Source organism: Streptomyces brasiliensis (assembly GCF_014647875.1).
Classification (GTDB): Bacteria; Actinomycetota; Actinomycetes; order Streptomycetales; family Streptomycetaceae; genus Streptomyces; species Streptomyces brasiliensis.
On the sequence record NZ_BMQA01000030.1, the window covers coordinates 48,832 to 69,434 of the forward strand.

General features: G+C 70.3%; 20 protein-coding genes. 15 read left to right on the forward strand and 5 right to left on the reverse strand.

Going from position 1 to position 20,603, the window contains the following annotated elements:
• Positions 1-27: 27 nt before the first annotated feature.
• The 3 genes from IEZ19_RS32390 (at position 28) to IEZ19_RS32400 (ending at position 3,231) form a co-directional block, all read left to right on the forward strand.
• The gene (locus tag IEZ19_RS32390) at positions 28-645 is read left to right on the forward strand and encodes an RsiG family protein (RefSeq protein ID WP_189314872.1); all 618 of its coding nucleotides are present in this window, start codon (positions 28-30) and stop codon (positions 643-645) included.
• Positions 646-710: 65 nt separating this feature from the next.
• Positions 711-1,967, forward strand: a complete 1,257-nt coding sequence (locus tag IEZ19_RS32395) for a GNAT family N-acetyltransferase (protein ID WP_189314873.1) — start codon at positions 711-713, stop codon at positions 1,965-1,967.
• A 349-nt stretch (positions 1,968-2,316) separates the two neighbouring features.
• Complete coding sequence (locus IEZ19_RS32400; protein ID WP_189314874.1) at positions 2,317-3,231, forward strand: winged helix-turn-helix domain-containing protein; 915 nt, start codon at positions 2,317-2,319, stop codon at positions 3,229-3,231.
• Here the strand turns inward: IEZ19_RS32400 and IEZ19_RS32405 are convergent.
• Positions 3,226-3,414, reverse strand: a complete 189-nt coding sequence (locus tag IEZ19_RS32405) for a hypothetical protein (RefSeq protein ID WP_189314875.1) — start codon at positions 3,412-3,414, stop codon at positions 3,226-3,228. The genes IEZ19_RS32400 and IEZ19_RS32405 overlap by 6 nt on opposite strands.
• 148 nt (positions 3,415-3,562) lie before the next feature.
• Here IEZ19_RS32405 and IEZ19_RS32410 point away from each other — a divergent pair, with 148 nt between their 5' ends.
• The 7 genes from IEZ19_RS32410 to IEZ19_RS32440 all read left to right on the forward strand — a co-directional run bounded on the left by IEZ19_RS32410 (position 3,563) and on the right by IEZ19_RS32440 (position 12,580).
• Entirely contained in the window at positions 3,563-4,441 is an 879-nt protein-coding gene (locus tag IEZ19_RS32410) for a GntR family transcriptional regulator (protein ID WP_189314876.1), read from the forward strand.
• Between the two features lie 29 nt (positions 4,442-4,470).
• Positions 4,471-5,184 (forward strand): HAD family hydrolase, encoded by a 714-nt coding sequence (locus IEZ19_RS32415; protein WP_229841120.1) that lies wholly within the window; start codon positions 4,471-4,473, stop codon positions 5,182-5,184.
• A gap of 324 nt (positions 5,185-5,508) precedes the next feature.
• Positions 5,509-6,384, forward strand: coding sequence for a winged helix-turn-helix domain-containing protein (locus IEZ19_RS32420; RefSeq protein ID WP_189314878.1), 876 nt, complete (start codon positions 5,509-5,511; stop codon positions 6,382-6,384).
• A 238-nt stretch (positions 6,385-6,622) separates the two neighbouring features.
• The gene (locus tag IEZ19_RS32425; RefSeq protein WP_189314879.1) at positions 6,623-8,800 is read left to right on the forward strand and encodes a phosphotransferase; all 2,178 of its coding nucleotides are present in this window, start codon (positions 6,623-6,625) and stop codon (positions 8,798-8,800) included.
• Positions 8,801-8,885: 85 nt separating this feature from the next.
• Positions 8,886-9,767 (forward strand): hypothetical protein, encoded by an 882-nt coding sequence (locus IEZ19_RS32430; RefSeq protein WP_189314880.1) that lies wholly within the window; start codon positions 8,886-8,888, stop codon positions 9,765-9,767.
• Between the two features lie 36 nt (positions 9,768-9,803).
• Entirely contained in the window at positions 9,804-10,466 is a 663-nt protein-coding gene (locus IEZ19_RS32435; protein ID WP_189314881.1) for a TetR/AcrR family transcriptional regulator, read from the forward strand.
• Between the two features lie 41 nt (positions 10,467-10,507).
• Positions 10,508-12,580, forward strand: coding sequence for a HelD family protein (locus IEZ19_RS32440; RefSeq protein ID WP_189314882.1), 2,073 nt, complete (start codon positions 10,508-10,510; stop codon positions 12,578-12,580).
• A 7-nt stretch (positions 12,581-12,587) separates the two neighbouring features.
• Here the strand turns inward: IEZ19_RS32440 and IEZ19_RS32445 are convergent, their stop codons facing one another.
• Positions 12,588-13,421 (reverse strand): nitroreductase/quinone reductase family protein, encoded by an 834-nt coding sequence (locus IEZ19_RS32445; protein ID WP_189314883.1) that lies wholly within the window; start codon positions 13,419-13,421, stop codon positions 12,588-12,590.
• 249 nt (positions 13,422-13,670) lie between these two features.
• Between IEZ19_RS32445 and IEZ19_RS32450 the strand changes: the two genes are divergently transcribed.
• The 5 genes from IEZ19_RS32450 (at position 13,671) to IEZ19_RS32470 (ending at position 16,739) form a co-directional block, all read left to right on the forward strand.
• Positions 13,671-14,171: an HAD domain-containing protein gene (locus IEZ19_RS32450; RefSeq protein ID WP_189314884.1), complete on the forward strand. Its 501-nt coding sequence runs from the start codon at positions 13,671-13,673 to the stop codon at positions 14,169-14,171.
• 64 nt (positions 14,172-14,235) lie between these two features.
• Positions 14,236-14,961 (forward strand): class I SAM-dependent methyltransferase, encoded by a 726-nt coding sequence (locus IEZ19_RS32455; protein WP_189314885.1) that lies wholly within the window; start codon positions 14,236-14,238, stop codon positions 14,959-14,961.
• Between the two features lie 135 nt (positions 14,962-15,096).
• Positions 15,097-15,567, forward strand: a complete 471-nt coding sequence (locus IEZ19_RS32460) for a helix-turn-helix domain-containing protein (RefSeq protein WP_189314886.1) — start codon at positions 15,097-15,099, stop codon at positions 15,565-15,567.
• Positions 15,568-15,644: 77 nt separating this feature from the next.
• Positions 15,645-16,289 carry a hypothetical protein gene (locus tag IEZ19_RS32465; RefSeq protein WP_189314887.1) on the forward strand — a complete coding sequence of 215 codons (645 nt, stop codon included), beginning with the start codon at positions 15,645-15,647 and terminating at the stop codon, positions 16,287-16,289.
• A 99-nt stretch (positions 16,290-16,388) separates the two neighbouring features.
• On the forward strand, positions 16,389-16,739 hold the full coding sequence (locus IEZ19_RS32470; protein WP_189314918.1) for a DUF2516 family protein: 351 nt from the start codon (positions 16,389-16,391) through the stop codon (positions 16,737-16,739).
• Between the two features lie 85 nt (positions 16,740-16,824).
• Here IEZ19_RS32470 and IEZ19_RS32475 read toward each other — a convergent pair whose 3' ends face one another.
• The 3 genes from IEZ19_RS32475 to IEZ19_RS32485 all read right to left on the reverse strand — a co-directional run bounded on the left by IEZ19_RS32475 (position 16,825) and on the right by IEZ19_RS32485 (position 20,426).
• Positions 16,825-18,144 carry a PP2C family protein-serine/threonine phosphatase gene (locus IEZ19_RS32475; protein ID WP_189314888.1) on the reverse strand — a complete coding sequence of 440 codons (1,320 nt, stop codon included), beginning with the start codon at positions 18,142-18,144 and terminating at the stop codon, positions 16,825-16,827.
• Positions 18,145-18,395: 251 nt separating this feature from the next.
• Positions 18,396-19,490 carry a C40 family peptidase gene (locus tag IEZ19_RS32480; protein WP_189314889.1) on the reverse strand — a complete coding sequence of 365 codons (1,095 nt, stop codon included), beginning with the start codon at positions 19,488-19,490 and terminating at the stop codon, positions 18,396-18,398.
• A gap of 147 nt (positions 19,491-19,637) precedes the next feature.
• Positions 19,638-20,426, reverse strand: a complete 789-nt coding sequence (locus IEZ19_RS32485) for a class I SAM-dependent methyltransferase (RefSeq protein WP_189314919.1) — start codon at positions 20,424-20,426, stop codon at positions 19,638-19,640.
• Positions 20,427-20,603: the final 177 nt, after the last annotated feature.

The window sequence follows — 20,603 nt, forward strand, 5'->3', positions numbered from 1 at the left end:
CGCCGGTCGAGGGGACGGTTGAGGCACATGAGCACACCGAGTACCGGGCAGCCGCCCGGTGCGGTCGCGGCGGCCCGCGCGGGCGGCCCGGAGACGCACCGGCCGCCCGCGCAGCGCAGCGACAGTCCGCCCCCGCCCGTGGACCCGCCCGAACCCGACCTGACCCGGCTGGGCCTGCCCGAGGTGCGCACCCTGCGCCGGGACGCCCAGCGCGACGAGGCGGACCTCAGTTATGTACGACGGCTGCTGCAGGGCCGTATCGACATCCTGCGCGCGGAACTCTCCCGCCGGGGCGCCGCCTCCCTGGTGCCCCCCGCGGACTCCCCCGTCGTCGACCGGCTCCCGGAGATCCTCACGGACGGCCCGGCCCGCCACCGTTCCTCGGCCCGGCACGTCACGCTGGGCACTCCGCAGAGCGAGGAGTACCGGCGCCTGGCCGCCGACATGCTCGCCGAGGTCGAGCTGTCCGACCTGCAGGCGCGTACGGACCTGGAACTCAACGCGGCGATGGGCCGGCTGGTCCACTACGAGCAGCAGGTCTCGCGCCGGCGCCAGCAGCTGCAGCGGACGACCGACGAGTGCAGCGCGGAGATCGCCCGGCGGTACCGGGAGGGCGAGGCGCAGGTGGACGACCTGTTGATGTGACGGGCCGCCGGACAGCGGCCGGAAAACCGGGCGACACCGGCGCGCCACCTGCCTACCGTGACCCCATGAGCCGCCCCGCCGCAGACATCGACGTCCATGCCGTCACCGAGGCCGAGTTCCCCGACTGGCTCCGCGCCCTGAACACCGGGTTCCTGCGGGAGCCGGCCGTGTCGCCGGAGGAGGCGGAGGCCGCCCGCGAGCGGTTCGCCTCCCACCGTCTCCTCGGCGCCTTCGACGGCGGCCGCTGCGTCGCGACGTTCCGTTCCTTCGCGCAGGAGCTCACGGTGGTCGGCGGTGCGGCCGTCCCCGCCGACGCCGTCACCAGCGTCACCGTCACCCCCACCCACCGCCGCCGCGGTCTCCTCACCCGCATGATGGCCCAGGACCTCGCGGCGGCGAAGGAACGCGGCGACGTGGTGGCCACGCTCATCGCCGCCGAGTACCCGATCTACGGCCGCTACGGCTTCGGCCCCGCCACCTGGACCACCGAGTGGACCGTCGAGGTGCCCCGCACCGGCCTGGACCCACGCTGGGCGGGCCCGGACGACGGCGGCCGTATCGACCTCGTGGACGGCGCGGAGGTGCGCAAGCTCGGCCCCGAGCTGCACGAGCGCGTCCGGCGGGCGCAGCCGGGTGCCGTCAGCCGGGACGAGGTGTGGTGGCGTGTGAGCACCGGCGTGGTGCGCCTCGGCCACAACTGGACCGAGCCGTACTACGCCGTGTACCGCGCGGCGTCCGGCGAGGTCGAGGGCCTGGTGGCGTACAAGTCCGACGACAACTGGCACGACAAGCAGCCGCACAACACCGCCGACGTGAAATGGCTGATCGCCTCGACCCGGGCGGCGGAGCGCGCGTTGTGGCACTACCTGTGCTCGATCGACTGGATCACGAAGGTCAAGAGCGGCTGGCGCGGTCCCGACGACCCGCTTCCCCTCTTCTTCCCCGACCCGCGGGCGGCCCGCATCACGACGCAGGCCGACTGGCTGTGGGTGCGGATCCTGGACGTCGTACGGGCTCTGGAGGCGCGGACGTACGACGGGACGGGTGCCCTGGTGCTGGAGGTGGCCGACCGGCTCGGACTGGCCGGGGGCCGTTACCGGCTGGAGGTGTCACCGGAGGGCGCGAGGTGCACGCCCGTCCGTGCCGAGGGGGCCGATCTCAGCTTGGACGTGGGGGAGTTGGCGACGCTGTGGCTCGGGGACGAGTCGGCGGTGCGGCTGGCGGCGCTGGGCCGGCTCCGGGAAGGACGAGAGGGCGCCGCCCGACTGGCCGACGCCCTGCTGCACACGTCCGGGCGACCGTGGTGCCCGGACATCTTCTGACCCTGACCTGCTCCTTCCTCTCGGCCGACAGTGCTGACTCATCCGTAGCGAGCTATGAAGTTGTGGCTGTGCGAAGTCGTTGTTGAGTTGTCGGTGTTGAGTTGTGGCTGTGCGTGCGGGTGGCCGTTGAGCGGTCTTAGTCCCCCAGCGGCGGCGGTTCGACCGTGGTCGAGCCGGACCGACCGGGCTCCCGGCTCCCCTCCGGAAGGGAGCCCGGTCGGCCAACCACCAGGACGTTTGACCATGTTGCTCAAGTTGGTCACCAACTTCACTGTACTTATCTCCGTTTGGAAGCGACTCATAACCACCTTCCCATGAACTGCCGAAAGATGGCGGGAAGTTGTAGTGTTTGTGTGTGGACCCGGAACACGCCTCCGCCGGTGAGCGGAACAGGTCACAACGGCCACACAAGTCACATCACGAGGTGGCCGACGAGCTGCGCACCAGGATCCGGTCCGGCGTGCTGCAGCCAGGTCAGCGCATGCCCACACAGGCCAAGTTGGCGGACGAGTTCGGCGTCGAGCGAGGGGCCGTACGCCAGGCGCTGCGCATCCTGCAGTCGGAGCGCCTGCTGACCAACGTTTCCAAGGGCGCCCCGGCCACCGTGGCCCCGTACCTGGGGCTCGGCCATGTCCCGGCCGGCCCCGCGGCGCCTCCGCAGCCCACCATGGTGGCCCTGGCGTCCCGGGTGGCCGCCGCGTTCGCCGCCCCGCATGTCGAGATAGACGCCCTGTGCCTGACCTCGGTCTCGCTCACACTGGCGATCGGAGAACCTCTGCGGCAGATCCACGCCGGGCGATTGAAACCGGCCAAGGTCGACGTGCGGGTGCTGCTGCCGAGCCGGGACATCGACCTCGCCTTCCCGGCGCCGGTGCACTCCTCGGCCGCGGGGCTGCTGCACCGGCGCTGGCTGGCGCAGCGCAATGCGCAGGGCCAGGTGCTGCGGCACAACCTGGAGGCCCTGCGCGCCACGCACGGGATCGACGTGCACGTCTCCTTCCGTGCGCTGCCGTTCACTCCGCCGGTGAAGTTGTACCTGCTCAACGGCATGGAGGCGTTGTTCGCGTACTACACGCTCTCCCGCCGCGAGCGGGAGATCGAGCACGAGCATCTGGAGATGTACGACTCGGACGGCACACGATCGATGCTGTTCGGGTTCGAGCAGGGCGCCGGACTGCGCGACTCGACGTTCGTCGAGCAGTCCCATCTGTGGTTCAACGCCCTGTGGGAGACGATCAGTTCGGAACTGCAGCTGACGTCATAGAGCGGGGCCGGCGAGCAGCACCGCGAGCAGAACGGCTCCGGCGGAGCTTACCGCCGGACTCTTGGCCTTGAGGCCTATGGTGAGCAGGAGCAGGCCGACGATTCCGGTGGCGCCGTACTTCCACTGCACGAGCTGTTCGAAGCCGACGACGAAGACGGCGGAGATGAGGGCGAGGGCAGGCACGGTGGATCCCCCTTCAGGCTGCCAGGAAGCAAAACTTCCGCCAACTCGGTTAAGTTGGCAGCCAACTCTGAATAGGTTGTCCCCACTTGGCTACTATCCATAAACAACTTCGGGGCAACTCCCCTTAGATGGACCAAGGTTGTAGCGTTTGGTCGTGACCCAGGAGAACGTGGCAGTGAACGTCAGCAGAAGGTTCTCGCCCCAGGAGATTGCCGACACCCTGCGGGAACGCATCCGCGTCGGCGACCTCAGGGCGGGAGACCGCCTGCCCACGCAGGCCGAACTGGCCGAGGAGTTCGGCGTGGAGCGCGGCACGGTCCGCCAGGCCCTCCGCGTCCTCCAGGACGACGGCCTCCTCAGCAACGTCAGCAAGGGCAGCCCACCGCGGATCGCGGAGCCGGCGCCTTCGGTGGATGAGCCGCAGCCGACCATGGTCAGCCTGGGCCCCCGGCTCGCGGAGGCCTTCTCGGCCCCGCACGTGCGCATAGACGCGGTCTGCCTCACCGCCGAGACCCTGATGCTGGCGGTGAGCGAACCCCTCCGCCTGATCCACGAGGAACGCATCCGCCCCGAGAGACTGGATGTGCGCCTCCTGCTGCCGTCCCGGGAGATCAATCTCGCCTTCCCGGTCCCGGTCGAGGGCCGGAGCGGCGACGACAAGGTCCACGAGCGCTGGCTGAAGATGCGCAACGCCCAGGGGCAGGTCCTCAGGTACAACCTGCAGGCGCTGCGGAGCACTCACGACATCGACGTGGAGGTCACGTTCCGCGCGCTGCCGTTCACACCGCCGGTGAAGCTCTACCTGCTCAACGGCACGGAGGCGCTGATCGGCTACTACATGGTCACGCGCCGGGAGGAGTCCACGGACACCGGAACGCTCGAGATGTTCGACGCCGTGGGCTCCACGTCCCTCCTCTTCTCCTTCGAGAAGCGGGCCGGTCAGCGGGACGCCGCGTTCGTGGAGCAATCGCAGAAGTGGTTCGACGCCCTCTGGGAAACCATCACGACGGACCTGACACTCTCCTAGTGACTTCTGATATTACGCAGACTGAAGCGGTGACCGCGGAGACGGCGAACGAGATCGAGAAGCTTCGTGGACTGACCGATCGTGCCCAGGTGGTCCTCTGGGACTTCGACGGACCCATCTGCCGGCTGTTCGCGGGGCACTCGGCGGACCTGGTGGCAGGCGAACTGGTGGAGTGGCTGGAGGGCCGCGGACTGCACGGCCTGCTCACGGAGGCCGAACGGGAGTCGCTCGACCCGCACATCGTGCTGCGCGCGGTGGACCGCAGACATCCCGGCAGCGATCTGGTGGCGGTGCTGGAGGAACGTCTCACCCAGGAGGAGCTCAGGGCCGCGTCCACCGCGATGCCCACCGCCTACGCCGATCCCCTGATACGCACCTGGCGTGCCGTCGGCGCGCGCCTGGCCATCGCCACGAACAACTCCCCGCGGGTGGTCCGCGCCTACCTCGCGAGCCGCGGCCTCACCGAGTGCTTCGCCCCGCACATCTACGGCCGCACCCAGCAGCTCCACCACCTCAAGCCCGACCCGCACTGCCTCAACCGGGCTCTGAACGCGATGGGGGCAGCACCCTCCGCCGCCCTGATGATCGGCGACTCCCCGTCGGACCTCGAAGCCGCCGTCGAGGCCCGTGTCCCGTTCCTCGGCTACGCGCGTAACGAACGGAAAGCGAAGCTCTTGAGGGAGGCCGGAGCGGAGGTCGTCGTCGGGTCGCTCGAGCCGCTGCTGAGGGTTCTGCGGGGATAGCCGCGGCGGTGGAGCCCTTCCGCCGTGACCGCCTCCGCTCGACGGCGCGCCGGCCCAGCCACGCCGTCAGGGACCCCAGCGCCCCCAGCGACCAGAGCGCGAGCTCGGTCGGATCCAGCGGGACGCTCACCCCGAACAGGTGGATGTCCATGGGCTCGTCTCCCATCCACTTTCGGCATCCCATCCAGTGATCAGTCCAATTGGACTGCTTGCCTGACAGTGGTCTGCCCTCTCCGACTGATCGCTTAACCAACGGGCAGGACTGGCAGTCCAGTTGACCGGCGGATTGGTTTGCCAGTGGCCGGAAAGCGGTACGGTCAACTCGTGGACGCGCAGCAGGCGGGCGAGGGCGGCGGAGGCAGGAAGTTCCAGCGGGTCTCCGACGACCTGCGTGCCCGGATGACGGACGGCACCTATCCGCTGAGGTCCTTCCTGCCGTCGGAGCGCGATCTCGCCGAGGAGTACGGGGTCTCCCGCGACACGGTCCAACGTGTGCTGCGGGAGCTGGCGAACGAAGGCTGGATCGAATCCCGGCAGGGGAGTGGCTCACGGGTCGTCAAGACACAGCGCATACAGTCCTCGGCGCCGAAGGCCACGCGGTCGAGCCGGGGTGCGACGCTCGGCCCCTTCATCAGCGAGGCCTTCGAAAGGCCTGAAGTCACCCTTGACGTCTACACATTGACGTCCGAATCGCTGGACGCCCACATCCGTCTTCAGGTGGAACGCATTCGCGGGGGGTTCATCCAGCCGCAGCGCATCGCCCTGCGCATGCTGCTGCCTTCCGAGTTGCTGGCACTTCCCTATCCGCGGGCGAAGGACGATGAGGACGACGAACGTCCGGCGCAGCGTCTGAGGGTCATCAGCCGACGGCATACGGACTCGTTGCGGAGCCTGTTGAAAGACCTGCTGACGGAGAAACTGGTGCCGTCGGTCGACGTGGAGATCCGTCATGTGCCGCTGGTCCCGGCCTTCAAGCTCTACCTCCTCAACGGCGATGAAGCGCTCCATGGCATGTACGAGGTGGTCGAGCGTCAGATGGAGCTGGACACAGGAGAGGTGATTACCGCTCTTGACGTCCTCGGCCTCGGTGCCACCCTGACCCACCATGTGAAGAACACCGACTGGAACTCGCCGGGATCCGTGTTCGTGGGCAGCATGCAGGCGTGGTTCGAGTCGGTCTGGAGTCGGCTGGCCGACTGAGCGAGGGCCGGGTGAGGGAGCCCCCGGTCGGTTGCGCTAGCATGCCCGAACCACTGAGGGAACGCTCCGTTCCGTGGGTACGGGGATGGCGAACCGGCCAATCTCGAACGATCTGACCAATAAGAGTGGCACATCACCCGTTGTGCCCACTTGAGCTTGACTCCGGTCGTGTCCTTGCACCACTTGTAATTAATGCTTGGAATACCTTCCGTCTCTCGCCAGTCACACGGAGCGGCCAGTGGGCGCACCATCTCTTCCCCGTCGTCACCTTGGGGAACGCCTCAGATCCGACGCCATCAAGGCGTTTGTGCGGCGCGCCACGGAGCGGGGACAGGCGAGCAGCGGCCATCACAACCAGAACTATGTGTTTCCGCTGACGGACGAGGTGACGCGTCTGCTGGGCCGTGAGGCCGGCACATCCGTGACCGTTCGTATCCGGCGCGCCGACGCGCTGCCCGTCGTGATCAGGACCTGGCAGGACGAGGCAGCGATCCTGGGCGCCATCCGGGGAATCCTGCCGCACGTGCCGGAGTGCGTCGACAAGGGTGACGACTACGCGATCCACAGCTACGTCGAAGGCATCCCGCTCTCCAGCGTGTGCGCGAACGGCAAGCCCGTGGACACCCTGCTCATCCAAGCGCTGGCCAGTCTGCTCGCCCAGATGACCCAAGTACGCAGAGAGGCCCTCCCGCCCTTGCCGGCGGCCTGGCCGCGCAACGACAAGGACAGTCAGGGCTTTCTGCGGACACTCGCGCACCTGGCGGACCGCCAGATCCGCCAGCCCAATTGGCGTGATTTTGGAGGACTGTTCGCTGCGCTTGGTATTCCCGAGGACGCCCTGATCCGGTTGGCCGACCGGGTTCCGGCCATGGCCCGGCGTCCGTACAGCTTGCTCCACGCCGACCTGCACCGTGACAACCTGATCATGTCGTACGACGGGGATCCGCCGCTCATCTGCGTCGACTGGGAACTGGCGACCTACGGGGACCCCCTGCACGACCTCGCCACGCACCTTGTGCGCATGCGCTACCCGGTGTACCAGTGGAATGAGGTGATCGGCGCATGGGTGGATGCCATGGCGTTGATCCGTCCCACGGCCGTCAACGGTCTGGCCACGGACCTGCGCCACTACATCGCCTTCGAGCGAGCGCAGTCCGTCTACCCGGACGTGATGCGGGCCGCGAACTCCCTGCAGGACTCCCCCGACCAGAAGAGCCTGGACGTCGCGACTGCGGCGGTGCGCAGCGCCCTGGAGGCGGCGGCCGAGCCGCTGGGGCTCGGTAATGTGCCGGACGAGTTGGAGATCGAACGGATCTTGTTCAGGTGGCGGGCTGCCAGAAACGGTCGTCTTGGTCTATCCGCCAAGATCGGCGGCTGGCGCCAGGACGGTCGAGTGTCTGAGCACCCCGATTTCCCCCGTTCCGCCGTTCGCCAGGCCCTCTTGGCGGAGGGCGCGGCACCGGCCAGCCGCGTTTTCAAGGGGACCGGGCACCTCAACTCGGTCGTGCGAGTGCCGGACTTTCGTGGCCCTGTGGTGGTTCGCCGCAAGGTGGCGAATGTCTGCCGGCGCGAACGAGGTTTTCTGAGCGAGCATGCCGTCCTGCGGGCGATCGAGAAGTCGCGGGTCGGTGTGGCGGCGCCGAAGCTCCTTGCCCTCGGTACCAGCTACCAGGGGGAGCCCTTCGCGATCCACACATATGAGGGGCCGCGCGACAGTCACCAGCCTCCCTGCCACCCGGTGAACGGTCTGCTGCCCTACGAAGCGGACCGGCTGGTGGATCAGCTTCACGCCCTGACGCGCGTGGACTACGAGGGACTGGACCCGGCGGCCGGCAAAGCAGGGGTGTTCTACAACTCGCTCAGTGTGCAGCTCGTCCAACTGGTCGCGGACCTGCCCAAGGAGTCCCAGCGGCTCGCCCGGATGCTGGGGCTGCCCGAGGCCTCCCGGCTCCGCCAGATCCTGTCGCGGCACACCGTGGGCCACCGTAAGCCCGCACTGCTGCACGGCGATCTGAATCCGTGGAACCTCGTGCGTCGTGAGGACGACAAGGCACTGACCATCATCGACTGGGAGATGGCACTGGTCGGCGACCCGCTCTACGACCTGGTGCGGCACATGCACCTCACACCGACCCGGCCGGAGATCCGGGACCGCATGTTCCGCCGCTGGGAGAAGGAGCTGGACTCGGAGTACACCGTCGGCTGGCGGCGGGACTGGCGCGTGTACCGGTTGATCGAGATCGTGCGCTCCGCCTACGTGGACCTGGACCGCCTCGTCACCGGAGCGAGTCTCGACGCGCCCAACGTTCGTCGGGCCGTCGACGCGTACCCGATGACGCTGGCCGTCGCGACGGGTCTGCTGGGCCTGCCCGTCCGTTCGACAGCGAATCCCTATCTTGCCCGTGCCCTGGCTTAAGGGGACCATGACTCCACCGAATGCTGGTTCGCCCAAGACCCCATGACGGTCTGCCGGGCACCCGGACGGGGGAGGACGGCGCTCAATGTCCTATCGGGCAAGCGGCTCGGCCGAGAACGGAGTGGGGCACCGGTTGAGGCGCTTTCAGCAGCGCTTCGAGTCACTGGTGACCCGTGTGCTCCTGCTGGGGATCTTCGCTGTCGGGCTCACCGCCCAGTTCGTCAAACCGGTCGGGGATGCCCTGGAAGGCAAGGCGTATCTGGGCGGCGCACTGCTGAGCCTCGTCGGATACGTGCTGTACGACCAGGTGAAAGAGCTGAACTCGTCGGTCAGAGTGCCCACGCGTTCACTGGTGAACTCGAGCCAGCTGGACAGTTTCGTCGGTGAGGCGTTCCGGTCCAGGACCGTGGAGATCAGCTTCCTCGGCTACACGGGCGAGACCTTGCACCATGCCCTCTTCCATCGGCTGGAGGCCCTGCTCGACTCCCCCGGGCCGATTCGACGGGTCTCGGTTCGCATGCTGGTGCCGGACTTCGGACAGCCCATGATCGTGCCCGCCAAGGTCGGCGTCGACGACGCTCCGGTGGACGACGAAGACTTCCGTAAGCGCATGGAACAGCGCTGCCGTGAGTACGACGACATCCTCTCGGAGCTCGCCGAGCGGATCAGCGCCGGCCGGCGAGTCGTCGTCGAGTGCGAATACCGGCTCTACCCCGGCATCCCGCGCGACAAGATCTGCATCTTCAACCGCGAAGTGGTCCTGCACGGCCTGTACGACCTGTCCGCGCGCATGCGGCTGCGCCACGGCGACGAGTACTACGACCCCAAGGGCTTCCGGACCGACCTGAACGTGTGGTCGCGTGCGGGGACGGCTGCTGAGACCGCCGTCGCCACCTGGAACAAGCACTTCGACGATCTCTGGTCCCTGGCGAAGCGGCCCGGCTGGCGGCAGGGCGCGGCCGTCTGAGCCGGGCCCGGCGCGGTGGTGCGTAGGCTCGGCCCCATGGGTGAGATCGGGCTGCGTGAGATGAAGAAGCAGCGGATGTACAGGGACGTCTCCGGCGTTGCCGTGCGGCTTTTCCTCGAGAAGGGGTTCGACTCGGTGTCCGTCGCGGAGGTCGCCGCCGCTGCCGGGATTTCCAAGCCGACGCTCTTTCGGTACTTCCCGGCCAAGGAGGATCTCGTCCTGCATCAGATCGCCGACCATCAGGACGAGGCCGCCCGTGTGGTCGCCGGGAGCGGTGGCGCGCCGGTCGATGCCCTGCGGCGGCATTTTCTCGACGGGCTGGAGCGGTGCGATCCGGTCACCGGGCTGAATGACGATCCCGGTGTGCTCGCCTTCCACTCCCTGCTCTACGGCACCCCCTCCCTCGTCGCCCGTCTGTACGAGTACCAGGAGCGGACCGAGGAGGCGCTGGCGGAGGCCCTCGGTGGCGGCCTCGAGGCGCGGCTCGCCGCCGGGCAGATCGTCGCCGTACAGCGCATCCTCGCCCTTGAGAACTGGCGGCGGATCGATGCGGGGGAGGGCGTCGAGGACGTGCGCGCCGATGCCGTTGACGCCGCCGAGCGGGCCTTCGGGTGGCTGGCCGGCGGGGTGCCTCTGCTGGCGCCCGCCTCAGCCTCGCCCGCCCCCGCCTCGGCCTCGCCACCGTCTGATACTCGGTAAAAGATTTAACTCGGTTGCGATATTCGGTTACGATCGGCTCCATGACGTCGCCCCACCCCGCCGCCACCAGCCTCCAGGAAGCCCACCTCCAGCACGATCTCCGCACCGAGCGCGCCTACCACGACACCTGCCGCACCGCCCTCGCCGCCATGGTCGACGGTGCCGCCGAGCACGTCGTCACCGGCGAGGACGTCTCCGCATCCGGGGCCGACGCCGAAGTCCTCGGGTACCAGCTGCGCAGCCGGGCGAAGGCGCTGCGCGAGTTGCCCGAGGGGCCGTTGTTCTTCGGGCGGCTGGACTTCCGGGACGACGATCCGGCACACGGCGGGCAGCGGTACCACGTCGGGCGGCTGCGGATCACCGAGGACCCGGTCGCCCCGCCGCTCGTCGTCGACTGGCGCGCCCCCGTCTCCCGCGCCTTCTACCAGGCCGGCGCCCACGACCCGCAGGGCGTCGCGGTGCGCCGGCGCTTCGGCTGGGCGCCCGGCAGCCGCGGCGACTCCGCCGACCTGACCGGCCTCGAGGACGAGCACCTGGGAGAGGGTGAGTCCGGCACCGACGGCGAGTCCGGCGCCGGCGGCATCGTCGCCCGCGAGATCGAACGGCCCCGCGTCGGCCCCATGCGCGACATCGCCGCGACCATCCAGCCCGAGCAGGACGACCTCATTCGCGGCGACCTCGCCGCGTCGGTCTGTGTGCAGGGCGCCCCCGGCACCGGCAAGACCGCCGTCGGACTGCACCGCGCCGCCTATCTGCTCTACACCCACCCGCAGCGCATCCGCCGCTCCGGCCTGCTGATCCTCGGCCCGAACCGCACCTTCCTCTCCTACATCGCCGAGGTGCTGCCCTCCCTCGGCGAGACCGGCGTACGGCAGTCCACCCTTCAGGAGGAGATCGGGCGCGGGCCCGTCACGGGGACCGACAGCGGGCCGGCCGCCGCCGTCAAACACGACGCCCGGATGGCCGAAGTGCTGCGCCGCGCGCTGTACGCGCGCGTGGCCACCGAAGGCGCCGGCGAACTCGCCGTGCCGGACGGGTCGTACCACTGGCGGGTGCCGGCCGCGGAGCTCGCCGGGATCATCGCCGACGTGCGGGCGGAGCAGCCGCCGTACGCCGTCGGGCGCGAGCGGGTCCGCGCCCGGATCGTGCGCGGCATCCGGGCGCGGGCCGAGCGCCGCGCCGGCACGGTCCCGAACGCCTGGGTACGCGGGATCGAGCGGCGCCGAGCGCTCAGCGCGTACCTCGACGCCGTGTGGCCCAAGGTCCGGCCGGAGGAGGTCGTCGCCGAACTCCTCAGCGACCCCGAGGTGTTGGCGCGGGCCGCCGACGGGCTCCTGGACCCCGCCGAGCAGCGGACGCTGCGCTGGGCGAAGCCGCCGCGCTCGTACCGGTCCGCGCGCTGGTCGGCCGCCGACCTCGTCCTCCTCGACGAGGTCGCCGGGCTGATCGAGCACCCCGAGGGGTACGGCCACATCGTCGTCGACGAGGCCCAGGACCTGTCGCCGATGGAGTGCCGGGCGATCGCGCGCCGTGCCTCCTACGGCTCGCTGACCGTGCTCGGCGACCTCGCGCAGGGCACCACTGCCTGGGCGGCGCGCCGCTGGGACGTGGCGCTACGGCACCTGGGCGTGCCGGACGCGGCCGTGGTGCCGCTGACGACGGGCTTCCGGGTGCCGGCGGCCGTCGTCGGACTCGCCAACCGGCTGCTGGACCGGCTGGACGTCGACGTGCCGGCGGCCCGGTCGCTGCGGCGCGACGGCGAGCTGCGCGTCCGGCACGCCGACGACGTCCTCGCCGCGACCGTGACCGCCGTACGGGAGGCGCTCGCCCGGGACGGGTCCGTCGGGGTCGTCGCTGCGGACGCCGACGCGGACCGGGTGCGCGCGGCGCTGGCCGCGGCCGGGATCGGCGCCGCGGGACCCGATGAACTGGGCGCCCGCGTGACGGTCGTACCCGCGTCCGTCGTCAAGGGACTCGAGTACGACCATGTCGTCGCCGTCGAACCCGCCGCCGTCGTGGAGGCGGAGGAGCGCGGTCTGCACCGGCTGTACGTCGTCCTGACGCGAGCCGTGTCACGGCTGGACGTGATCCACGGGCGTCCGCTGCCCTTCTAGCCGTGCTCTAGAGCGCGTCGAGCAGCGGCATCAACTGCTCCTCCTCGTAGGCGAGATGGGCCTCCAGCTCCTGAGTCAGCCGTACGGCCTCGGCGCGTGCGTCGGCCGAGTCCCCGGCCGAGACCGCCCCGCGCAGCCGCTCGACCAGCTCGGCGATGCGCTCGTGCTCGCGGTGCAGGCGCTCGCGGACCGGCGAGAACTCCGGCCGGTGGTCGGCGAGGAACGGGAAGAGGGCCGTCTCCTCGCCCGTGTGATGGTGGTGCAGGCCCTGGCAGAGGGTGAGGCAGTTCATCCGCAGCTGCGCGCCGAGGGTGCCGGCGCCGTTCGCCATCTCCTCTCTGATCAGGGCGAGTTCGCGGCGGAACGCGTCGTGGACGACCCTGATCGCCTCGCCCGGCGTAGCGGCCTCGATGTTCGGCGGACCGCCCTGTGCGATCTCGTACAGCGCGACGACGGGAATCACCCGGTCCGTCTTCTCCTGGTACGCCGCCCAGCCCGGATCCGCCTCCACCGCCCGCGCAAAGACACGGTCCCGTTCCTCCCGGTCGAGGACGACGGCCCGCGCCTCGTAGCTGAACACGCCGCTCTCGACGGCCACGTGGGGGTTGGCCAGGAGGTTGCGGTACCAGTCGGGGTGGCGGCGGCTGCCGCCCGCCGAGGCGATGACCAGGACGCGGTCACCGCCGTCGGGGAGGTAGCCGACGGGGGTGGTGCGGCGGGTGCCGGTGCGGGCGCCGGTGGTGGTCAGCAGGAGCAGGCGGGCGCCTTCGAAAGGGCCGCCGACGCGGCCGTGGTTCGCGCGGAACTCGGCGATGATCTGTTGGTTGAAGTCGTTGGGCACGCTGGTTTCGTCTTCTTTCTCTGCGACGGGTGGACGGGTACGAACTCGGAATTCCGAAGTCCGAATTCCGAAGTACGCAGAGAAAAGGCGGGCTTCTGGCCCGCCGCGACCTCACTCGGAGGCCGGGCACCCAACTTGCTCACGGCCCATGGCCGACCCGGCAGTCATGCCGGCGACGTTACCGTCCCCCGGACGACCGGCGCCGGCGAGTTCGCCGGGAACGGGGTCGATGGCCGATCCTGGGTCGTGATGCTTCTCTTCCTCGACATCGACGGGACGCTGCTCCCGTTCGGGTCGGCGGGCCCGTACCCCGAGTACGAGCCCGTCTCGTGCCCGCCGGAGAGCGCCGCCGACCATCCGCTGCTGACCCGTATCGACCCCGCGCTCGGACCCCGGCTGACCGCGCTGGGCTGCGAGTTGGTGTGGGCGACCACCTGGATGGACGACGCGAACACGGCCGTGTCGCCCTGGCTCGGCCTGCCATCGCTGCCGGTGGTGCAGTGGCCGGACGAGGAGGCGCCGCCCGCCCTGCTGCACTGGAAGACCCGGCCCCTGGTCGCCTGGGCGGCCGGGAGCCCATTCGTCTGGATCGATGACGAGATCACCGAGGCCGACCGCGCGTGGGTCGCCACGCATCACGCGGCCGACGCCCTCCTCCACCGTGTGGAGCACCAGTACGGCCTCACGGACGCGGACTTCGAGAGTGTGGCGGAGTGGCTGCGGACGCACGGCCGAACGGCGGACGGGTGAACACCCTGGCCGTGCCCCGAAAACGAGTAGGCGTCCGGACTCGCCTCCTCCTACGTTCGGCCGCATGACTGACGAGTGCTTCAAGCATCCACGCCTCGCCGCGATCTATGACCCGCTCGACCCCGACCGCGGCGATCTCGACGGGTACATCCGGATGGCGGAAGAGTTCGGGGCGCGCCGGGTGCTGGACATCGGCTGCGGGACAGGTGTGTTCGCGCTCCTGCTGGCCGACCGTGGGATCGAGGTCGTCGGTGTCGATCCCGCCCAGGCATCTGTCGACGTGGCCCGGGGAAAGCCGGGCAGCGGGCGAGTGCGCTGGATCTGCGGCGATGCGACGGCACTCCCGCCGCTGCGGGTCGACCTGGCGACCATGACGGCGAATGTCGCCCAGGCCATCGCCGACCCGCGGACGTGGCGGAAGACCCTGCGAGGCGTCTACGAGGCACTGCGACCCGGTGGGCATCTGGTGTTCGAGACCCGGGATCCGGCCGAGCGCGCCTGGGAGGAGTGGAACCGTGAGGATTCGTACGGCGTGACGGAGATCCCAGGCGTCGGCGCGGTCGAGAGCTGGGTCGAGCTGATCGAGGTGAGTGAGCCGCTGGTGACGTTCCGCTCGACGTACGTGTTCGCCGCGGACGGGCAGGTACTGACGTCGGATTCCACGTTGCGTTTCCGCGAGCGGCAGGAGGTCGAGACGGAGCTGGCCGCCCAGGGGTATGCGGTGGAGGACGTGCGCGAGGCTCCTGACCGGCCGGGCAAGGAGTTCGTCTTCGTCGCGCGACGTCCGTAGGGCGGCCTGCGAGGGTCCTCGCCGCCTGGGTCGACCGGGACTCGATCACTTCACTGTGCGCCGTTCGCGTGGCATGGCGCACTATTGCAAGCGGGGTGCTTGCAATTGTTAGCGGGGCTGGGGCAGGGTGGAGGCATGGCATCGCTCAACGTCGGCAATCTCGGTGAGTATCTGCGTGAGCAGCGGCGCAACGCGCAGCTGTCGCTCCGGCAGCTCGCCGATGCCGCCGGGGTGTCGAATCCGTACCTGAGCCAGATCGAGCGCGGGCTGCGCAAGCCCAGCGCCGAGGTGTTGCAGCAGGTCGCCAAGGCGCTCCGCATCTCCGCGGAGACGCTCTACGTGCGGGCCGGCATCCTCGACGCCGAGCGGGAGCTGGACGAGGTCGAGACGCGCGCCGTCATACTCGCCGACCCCACGCTCAACGAGCGGCAGAAGCAGGTGCTGCTGCAGATCTACGAGTCCTTCCGCAAGGAGAACGGATTCGGCGGTGACGGTGCTGGTGACAGCCATAGCGCCGACGACGACAGCGGCGCCGTGCGCGGCACCCGCACGGACGACGGCGGCAACGACGCCGACGACACCGATCCGCAGCGGTCGGCCGGATGAGCCGGACCAGGGCTCCGGCCGGGCCACTGCGGACCACCAAACCCTCAGCCGAACGTGAATCCGGGAGGACCATCACCATGGCCATCACCGACGACCTGCGCAAGACCTTCAGCGACCCGACTCCGCTCTACTTCGCCGCCGGCACCGCCGACCTGGCCCTTCAGCAGGCCAAGAAGGTCCCCGGCCTGGTCGAGCAGCTGCGCGTCGAGGCCCCGGCCCGCATCGAGGCCGTGCGCAACACCGACCCGAAGGCCGTGCAGGAGAGGGCCGCCGCGCGCGCCAAGGAGGCGTCCGCCAAGGCCAAGGAGACCCAGGAGGCCATCCAGGCCAGGGTCAACGAGTTCTTCGGCACCATCGACGGCGACCTGAAGAAGCTCGGCAGCACGATCGACGCCGACCTGAAGAAGCTCGGCGAGCAGGCCCAGGACCTCGCCCTGCGCGGTGTCGGCGTCGCCGCCGAGTACGCGGTCAAGGCCCGCGAGACCTACGAGAAGGTCGCCGAGCACGGCGAGCAGGCCGTCAAGACCTGGCGCGGCGAGGCCGCGGAGGAGATCGAGGAGCTGGCCGTCGTGGTCGAGCCCAAGGCCGAGCCGGTCGAGGTCAAGGAGGAGCCGAAGCCTGTCGAGGCCAAGGCCGTCCCCGCCCCGGCCAGGAAGCCCGCCGCGAAGAAGGCCCCGGCCCGTAAGACCGCCGTCAAGAAGACGACTCCGCCCGCCAAATAAGGGGCAGAACGCGCACGGGCCGGGCACCCTTGGGGTGTCCGGCCCGTTCTATGGGTACGGTGGCGGCGTAGGAGTCGGAGATTACGGGCGGTGGACAGCATGCTGATGTTGGGCTTCGCGGGGTTCCTGGGACTGCTGAAGATCGTCCTGATGGCCCTCGCCGCGTTCGGGCTGTTCGACGCGGCGTTCCGGCGCGAGGACGCGTTCCGTGCGGCCGACAAGCAGAACAAGGTGTTCTGGCTGATCGTCTTGGCCATCGCGCTCGTGGTGAGCTACCTGTTCTCGTTCCTGTCGATCCTGCCGATCGTCGGCCTGATCGCGAGCATCGTCTACATCGTGGACGTGCGGCCCGCGGTCAAGCAGGCCTCGGGCCGCGGCAGCGGCTGGGGGCGCCGCCGCGGCGGCAGCAGCAGCGACGGGCCGTACGGGCCGTACAACGGCGGCCGCTGAACACCGACACGGGCCGTACGGCGCGGCGGCCGCTGAGCCCCGGCCGCTCGCCGGTACGCCGTAGCACCAGCACGACGTATGGCGTCTACGGCACCCGGTCCAGCAGGACCACTGCCACGTCGTCCGTCAGCTCCCCGCCGTTGAGCTCGCGCACCTCGTGCACGGCCGCCCGCAGCAGGTTCTCGCCCCGCAGGCCCTCCGCGAGCTGGCGGCGGACCATCTCGACCATCCCGTCCTGGCCCAGGCGCTCCCCACGCGTGCCGACGCGGCCCTCGATCAGGCCGTCGGTGTAGAGCATCAGGCTCCACTCGGCGCCCAGCTCCACCTGCCTGCGCGGCCAGCGCGCGCCATGGAGCAGGCCTAGGGCCGGGCCGTTGTTGTCCTGCGGCAGCAGTTCCGCGGGCCGCCCGGGGCGGGCGATCAGCGGGGACGGGTGACCGGCCAGGCACAGGCCCGCGCGGCGGCCGTCGGGGGAGATGTCGACGGTGCAGAGGGTCGCGAAGATCTCCTCGTCCGAGCGCTCGTGCTCGAGGACCTGCTGCAGCGTGCCGAGCAGCTCGTCGCCGCACAGCCCCGCGAGGATCAGCGCGCGCCACGCGATGCGCAGCTCCACGCCGAGCGCGGCCTCGTCGGGCCCGTGGCCGCAGACGTCGCCGATCATGGCGTGCACGGTGCCGTCGGGCGTGCGCACGGTGTCGTAGAAGTCGCCGCCCAGCAGCGCGCGCGAGCGGCCGGGGCGGTAGCGCGCGGCGAACCGCAGCGACGAGCCCTCCAGCAGCGGCGTCGGCAGCAGGCCGCGCTCCAGACGGCGGTTCTCCTGCGCGCGGACGCGGCCCTCGGCGAGCCGCCGCTCGGCCGTGTCGGAACGTTTCCGCTCGACGGCGTACCGAATGGCGCGGCTCAGCAGGCGGCCATCCAGTTCGTCCCGGAAAAGGTAGTCCTGGGCGCCCACGCGCACGGCCTCGGCGCCGCGCTCGGCGTCACAGGAGGCGGTCAGCGCGAGGACGGCGTGCCGGGGCGCGAGCTCCAGCACGTGCTTGAGCACGGCCAGCTCGTCGTCACCGGCGGCACCGGCCCGGCCGGGGGCCGGGAGCGCGAGGTCGAGCAGGATGCAGTGGACGTCGTCGGTCAGCAGCCGCTCGGCCTCGGTGAGGTTGCGGGCGGTGCGCACGCGGATCGGCTTGCCGGACGAGTCCAGCATCTCGGGCACGATCGGCGAACCGGCCGGATCGTCCTCGATCAGCAGCAGGGTGAGAGTGGTGCCGGCCGCGCTGTGGGTGTGGTGGGCGGCGGCTTCCTTGTGGTGGGCCTCTTCCTTGAGGGGGCCGCCGACCTTCTGCGCGGCCTGCGCCTGACCACTCTCCACGGCCGGGATCGCTCTCTGCCGCGGTACGGGTACGGGCATCGTGTTGGGTTCCTTCCCTCCCCCCGAGGGCATGGCGGGGCGAGGGATCTCGACCCACCCGACGGGGACGATAGCGGTACTGGCCACCGCAACGGAATGGTGTGAGCCGCGTCGCTCCGTCTCAGGCCACTGTCATATGCCGCTTTCCGTACCGCAGTTGGACGAGCCGGAGGTCGGGAGGGGATGACGAACGTCACGTCCCGCCGGGGTTTGGAGAGCGGTTGGGCGTGCACTGTGTCACGTGGCGCATGTCACGGGCCCGCTGGGGCGGCGTCCGGCCGTACCACCCCGAGGATCGGCATCGAGCCCGCGCCCGCCACCGTCACCGTCCTGCCCGGCCGCGGGGCGTGGACGATCGCGCCCTTGCCCACGTACATCGCGACGTGGCTGGCGTCGTGGAAGTAGATGATGAGGTCGCCGGGGCGCATGTTCTTGATGTCGACGTGCTTCAGCTGCTTCCACTGCTCCTGCGACGTGCGCGGGATGGGCCGGCCGGCGTTCGCCCAGGCCTGGGACGTGAGGCCCGAGCAGTCGTACGTCTTCGGGCCTTCGGCGCCCCATTCGTACGGTTTGCCCAACTGGGCCGTGGCATACGCGACGGCCTTCCTGCCGGGTCCCGTCGCCTTGCCCTTGATGTCCTTGAGGATTCCCGTGTCGAGCCAGGCGGTCTGGGCCTGGTAGGCGGCCTCCCGCTCCAGCTCGGCGAGGCGCTCCTTCTGCCGCTTCGCCAGCCGGGACTCCAGCTTTTCGGCGGCGGCGATCTGACGCTTGATCTTCTTCTTGGCGGCGGACTTGGCCTTGCGGCCCGCCTCCAGCTTGCGCCACTGGGCGGAGGCGTCGGCGGTGTACTGCTCCAAGTCCTGCTGGGTGCGGGTCAGTTCACCGATCAGCCCCTTGGTCGCCCGCTGGCCCTGGAGCACCCGTCCGGCCCCGTCCAGGAAGTGCTGCGGGTCGTCGCTCAGCAGGAACCGGGCCTCGGGCGGCAGCCCGCCGGTGCGGTACTGCTGGCGGGCCGCGGCGCCCGCGCGGTCCTTCAGGTCGTCCAGCTTCTTCTGGCCCTTGACGATCTGGCTGGCCAGCTCGACGATCTCGGCGGACTGCTTGCGGGCGCTCTCCTCGGCCGCGTTGTAGGTGTCCGTCGCGACCGCCGCGTCGTGGTAGAGCCTGTCGAGCTTCGCCCGGACGGCCTCGAGGTCCTTGTCCGGCGGGGGAGTCGGGGTGGCCGCGGGCGACACGGTCGGTGTCGGCGCCGGGCTCGCGAACGCCGTGCCGGGCGCCGCCAGAACGGTGACCGCACAGACGACGGTCACGGCTGTCGTGATCAGGCCCCGCTTGCCCGTACCCATACGAAATCCCCAACTGATTGACCGTCAGTAACTTACGGTGCCGGAGGGATCGTGCCATGTGGGCGCAGAAAACTACAGAGGGCGCTCTCCCCGCCTTTGTGACGAACGACCCGGAGAGATCGTTCCCCGCAGGCCGGCGACGGCGTGTCAGCCGGTCCGGGGCGCCAACGCCCCCCACGCCACCGTCACTTCCCCCTGCCGCCAGCGCGCCGGCGAGTCCGTCACCGGCCAGTCGGCCGTCAGGTCCCGCACCGCGTGGATCCAGCGCTGGCGGGCGCCGTAGGAGGCGTACGGCGCGGCGGCGGCCCAGGCGCGGTCGAAGTCGCGCAGGAAGGCGTGCACCGGCTCGCCCGGCACATTGCGGTGGATGAGCGCCTTCGGCAGGCGTTCGGCCAGGTCGGACGGGCGCTGGAGCGAGCCCAGGCGGGTCGCGAAGGTGACCGTCCGCGGGCCCTCCGGGCCGAGCGCCACCCACACGTGCCGCCGCCCGATCTCGTCGCAGGTGCCTTCGACCAGCAGCCCTCCGCGGGAGCCCGGTCCGGCCGGCGCGAGCCGCGCGCACAGCCGCTCCCAGACGGCGGCGACCTCGCTCTCGTCGTACTGGCGCAGGACGTTGGCGGCCCGCACGAGGTGCGGGCGCCGGGGCACGGGGATCTCGAAGCCGCCGTGCCGGAAGACCAGCCCGTCGCGCTCGTACGGCCTGGCCGCCGCGACCCGGGCCGGTTCGATCTCGACGCCGACCACGCGCGCGCGTGGGGCGACCGTCCGCAGCCGGCCGAGGAGTTCGACGGCCGTCCAGGGCGCGGCGCCGTAACCGAGGTCGATCGCCACGGGGTCGGCGGCGCGCCGCAGTTCGGCGCCGTGCGTGGCCGCGATCCAGCGGTCCATACGGCGCAGGCGGTTGGGGTTGGTCGTCCCGCGCGTCACCGTTCCCACGATGGGGGTGCCCCCGCTCGAGCGAAGCCGAGAGTGGGGGAGGGCGGCTGCGCGGGCTGTCATGTCTACGAGGGTAAGCGGGGCCGCGCCTCTCCCGACCGGACGCATTTCGGTATCGAACGGTTGAGCGACCTTGAGTAACGATTGGGCAAAGCGCCGTGATCGGGAAATGGAGCC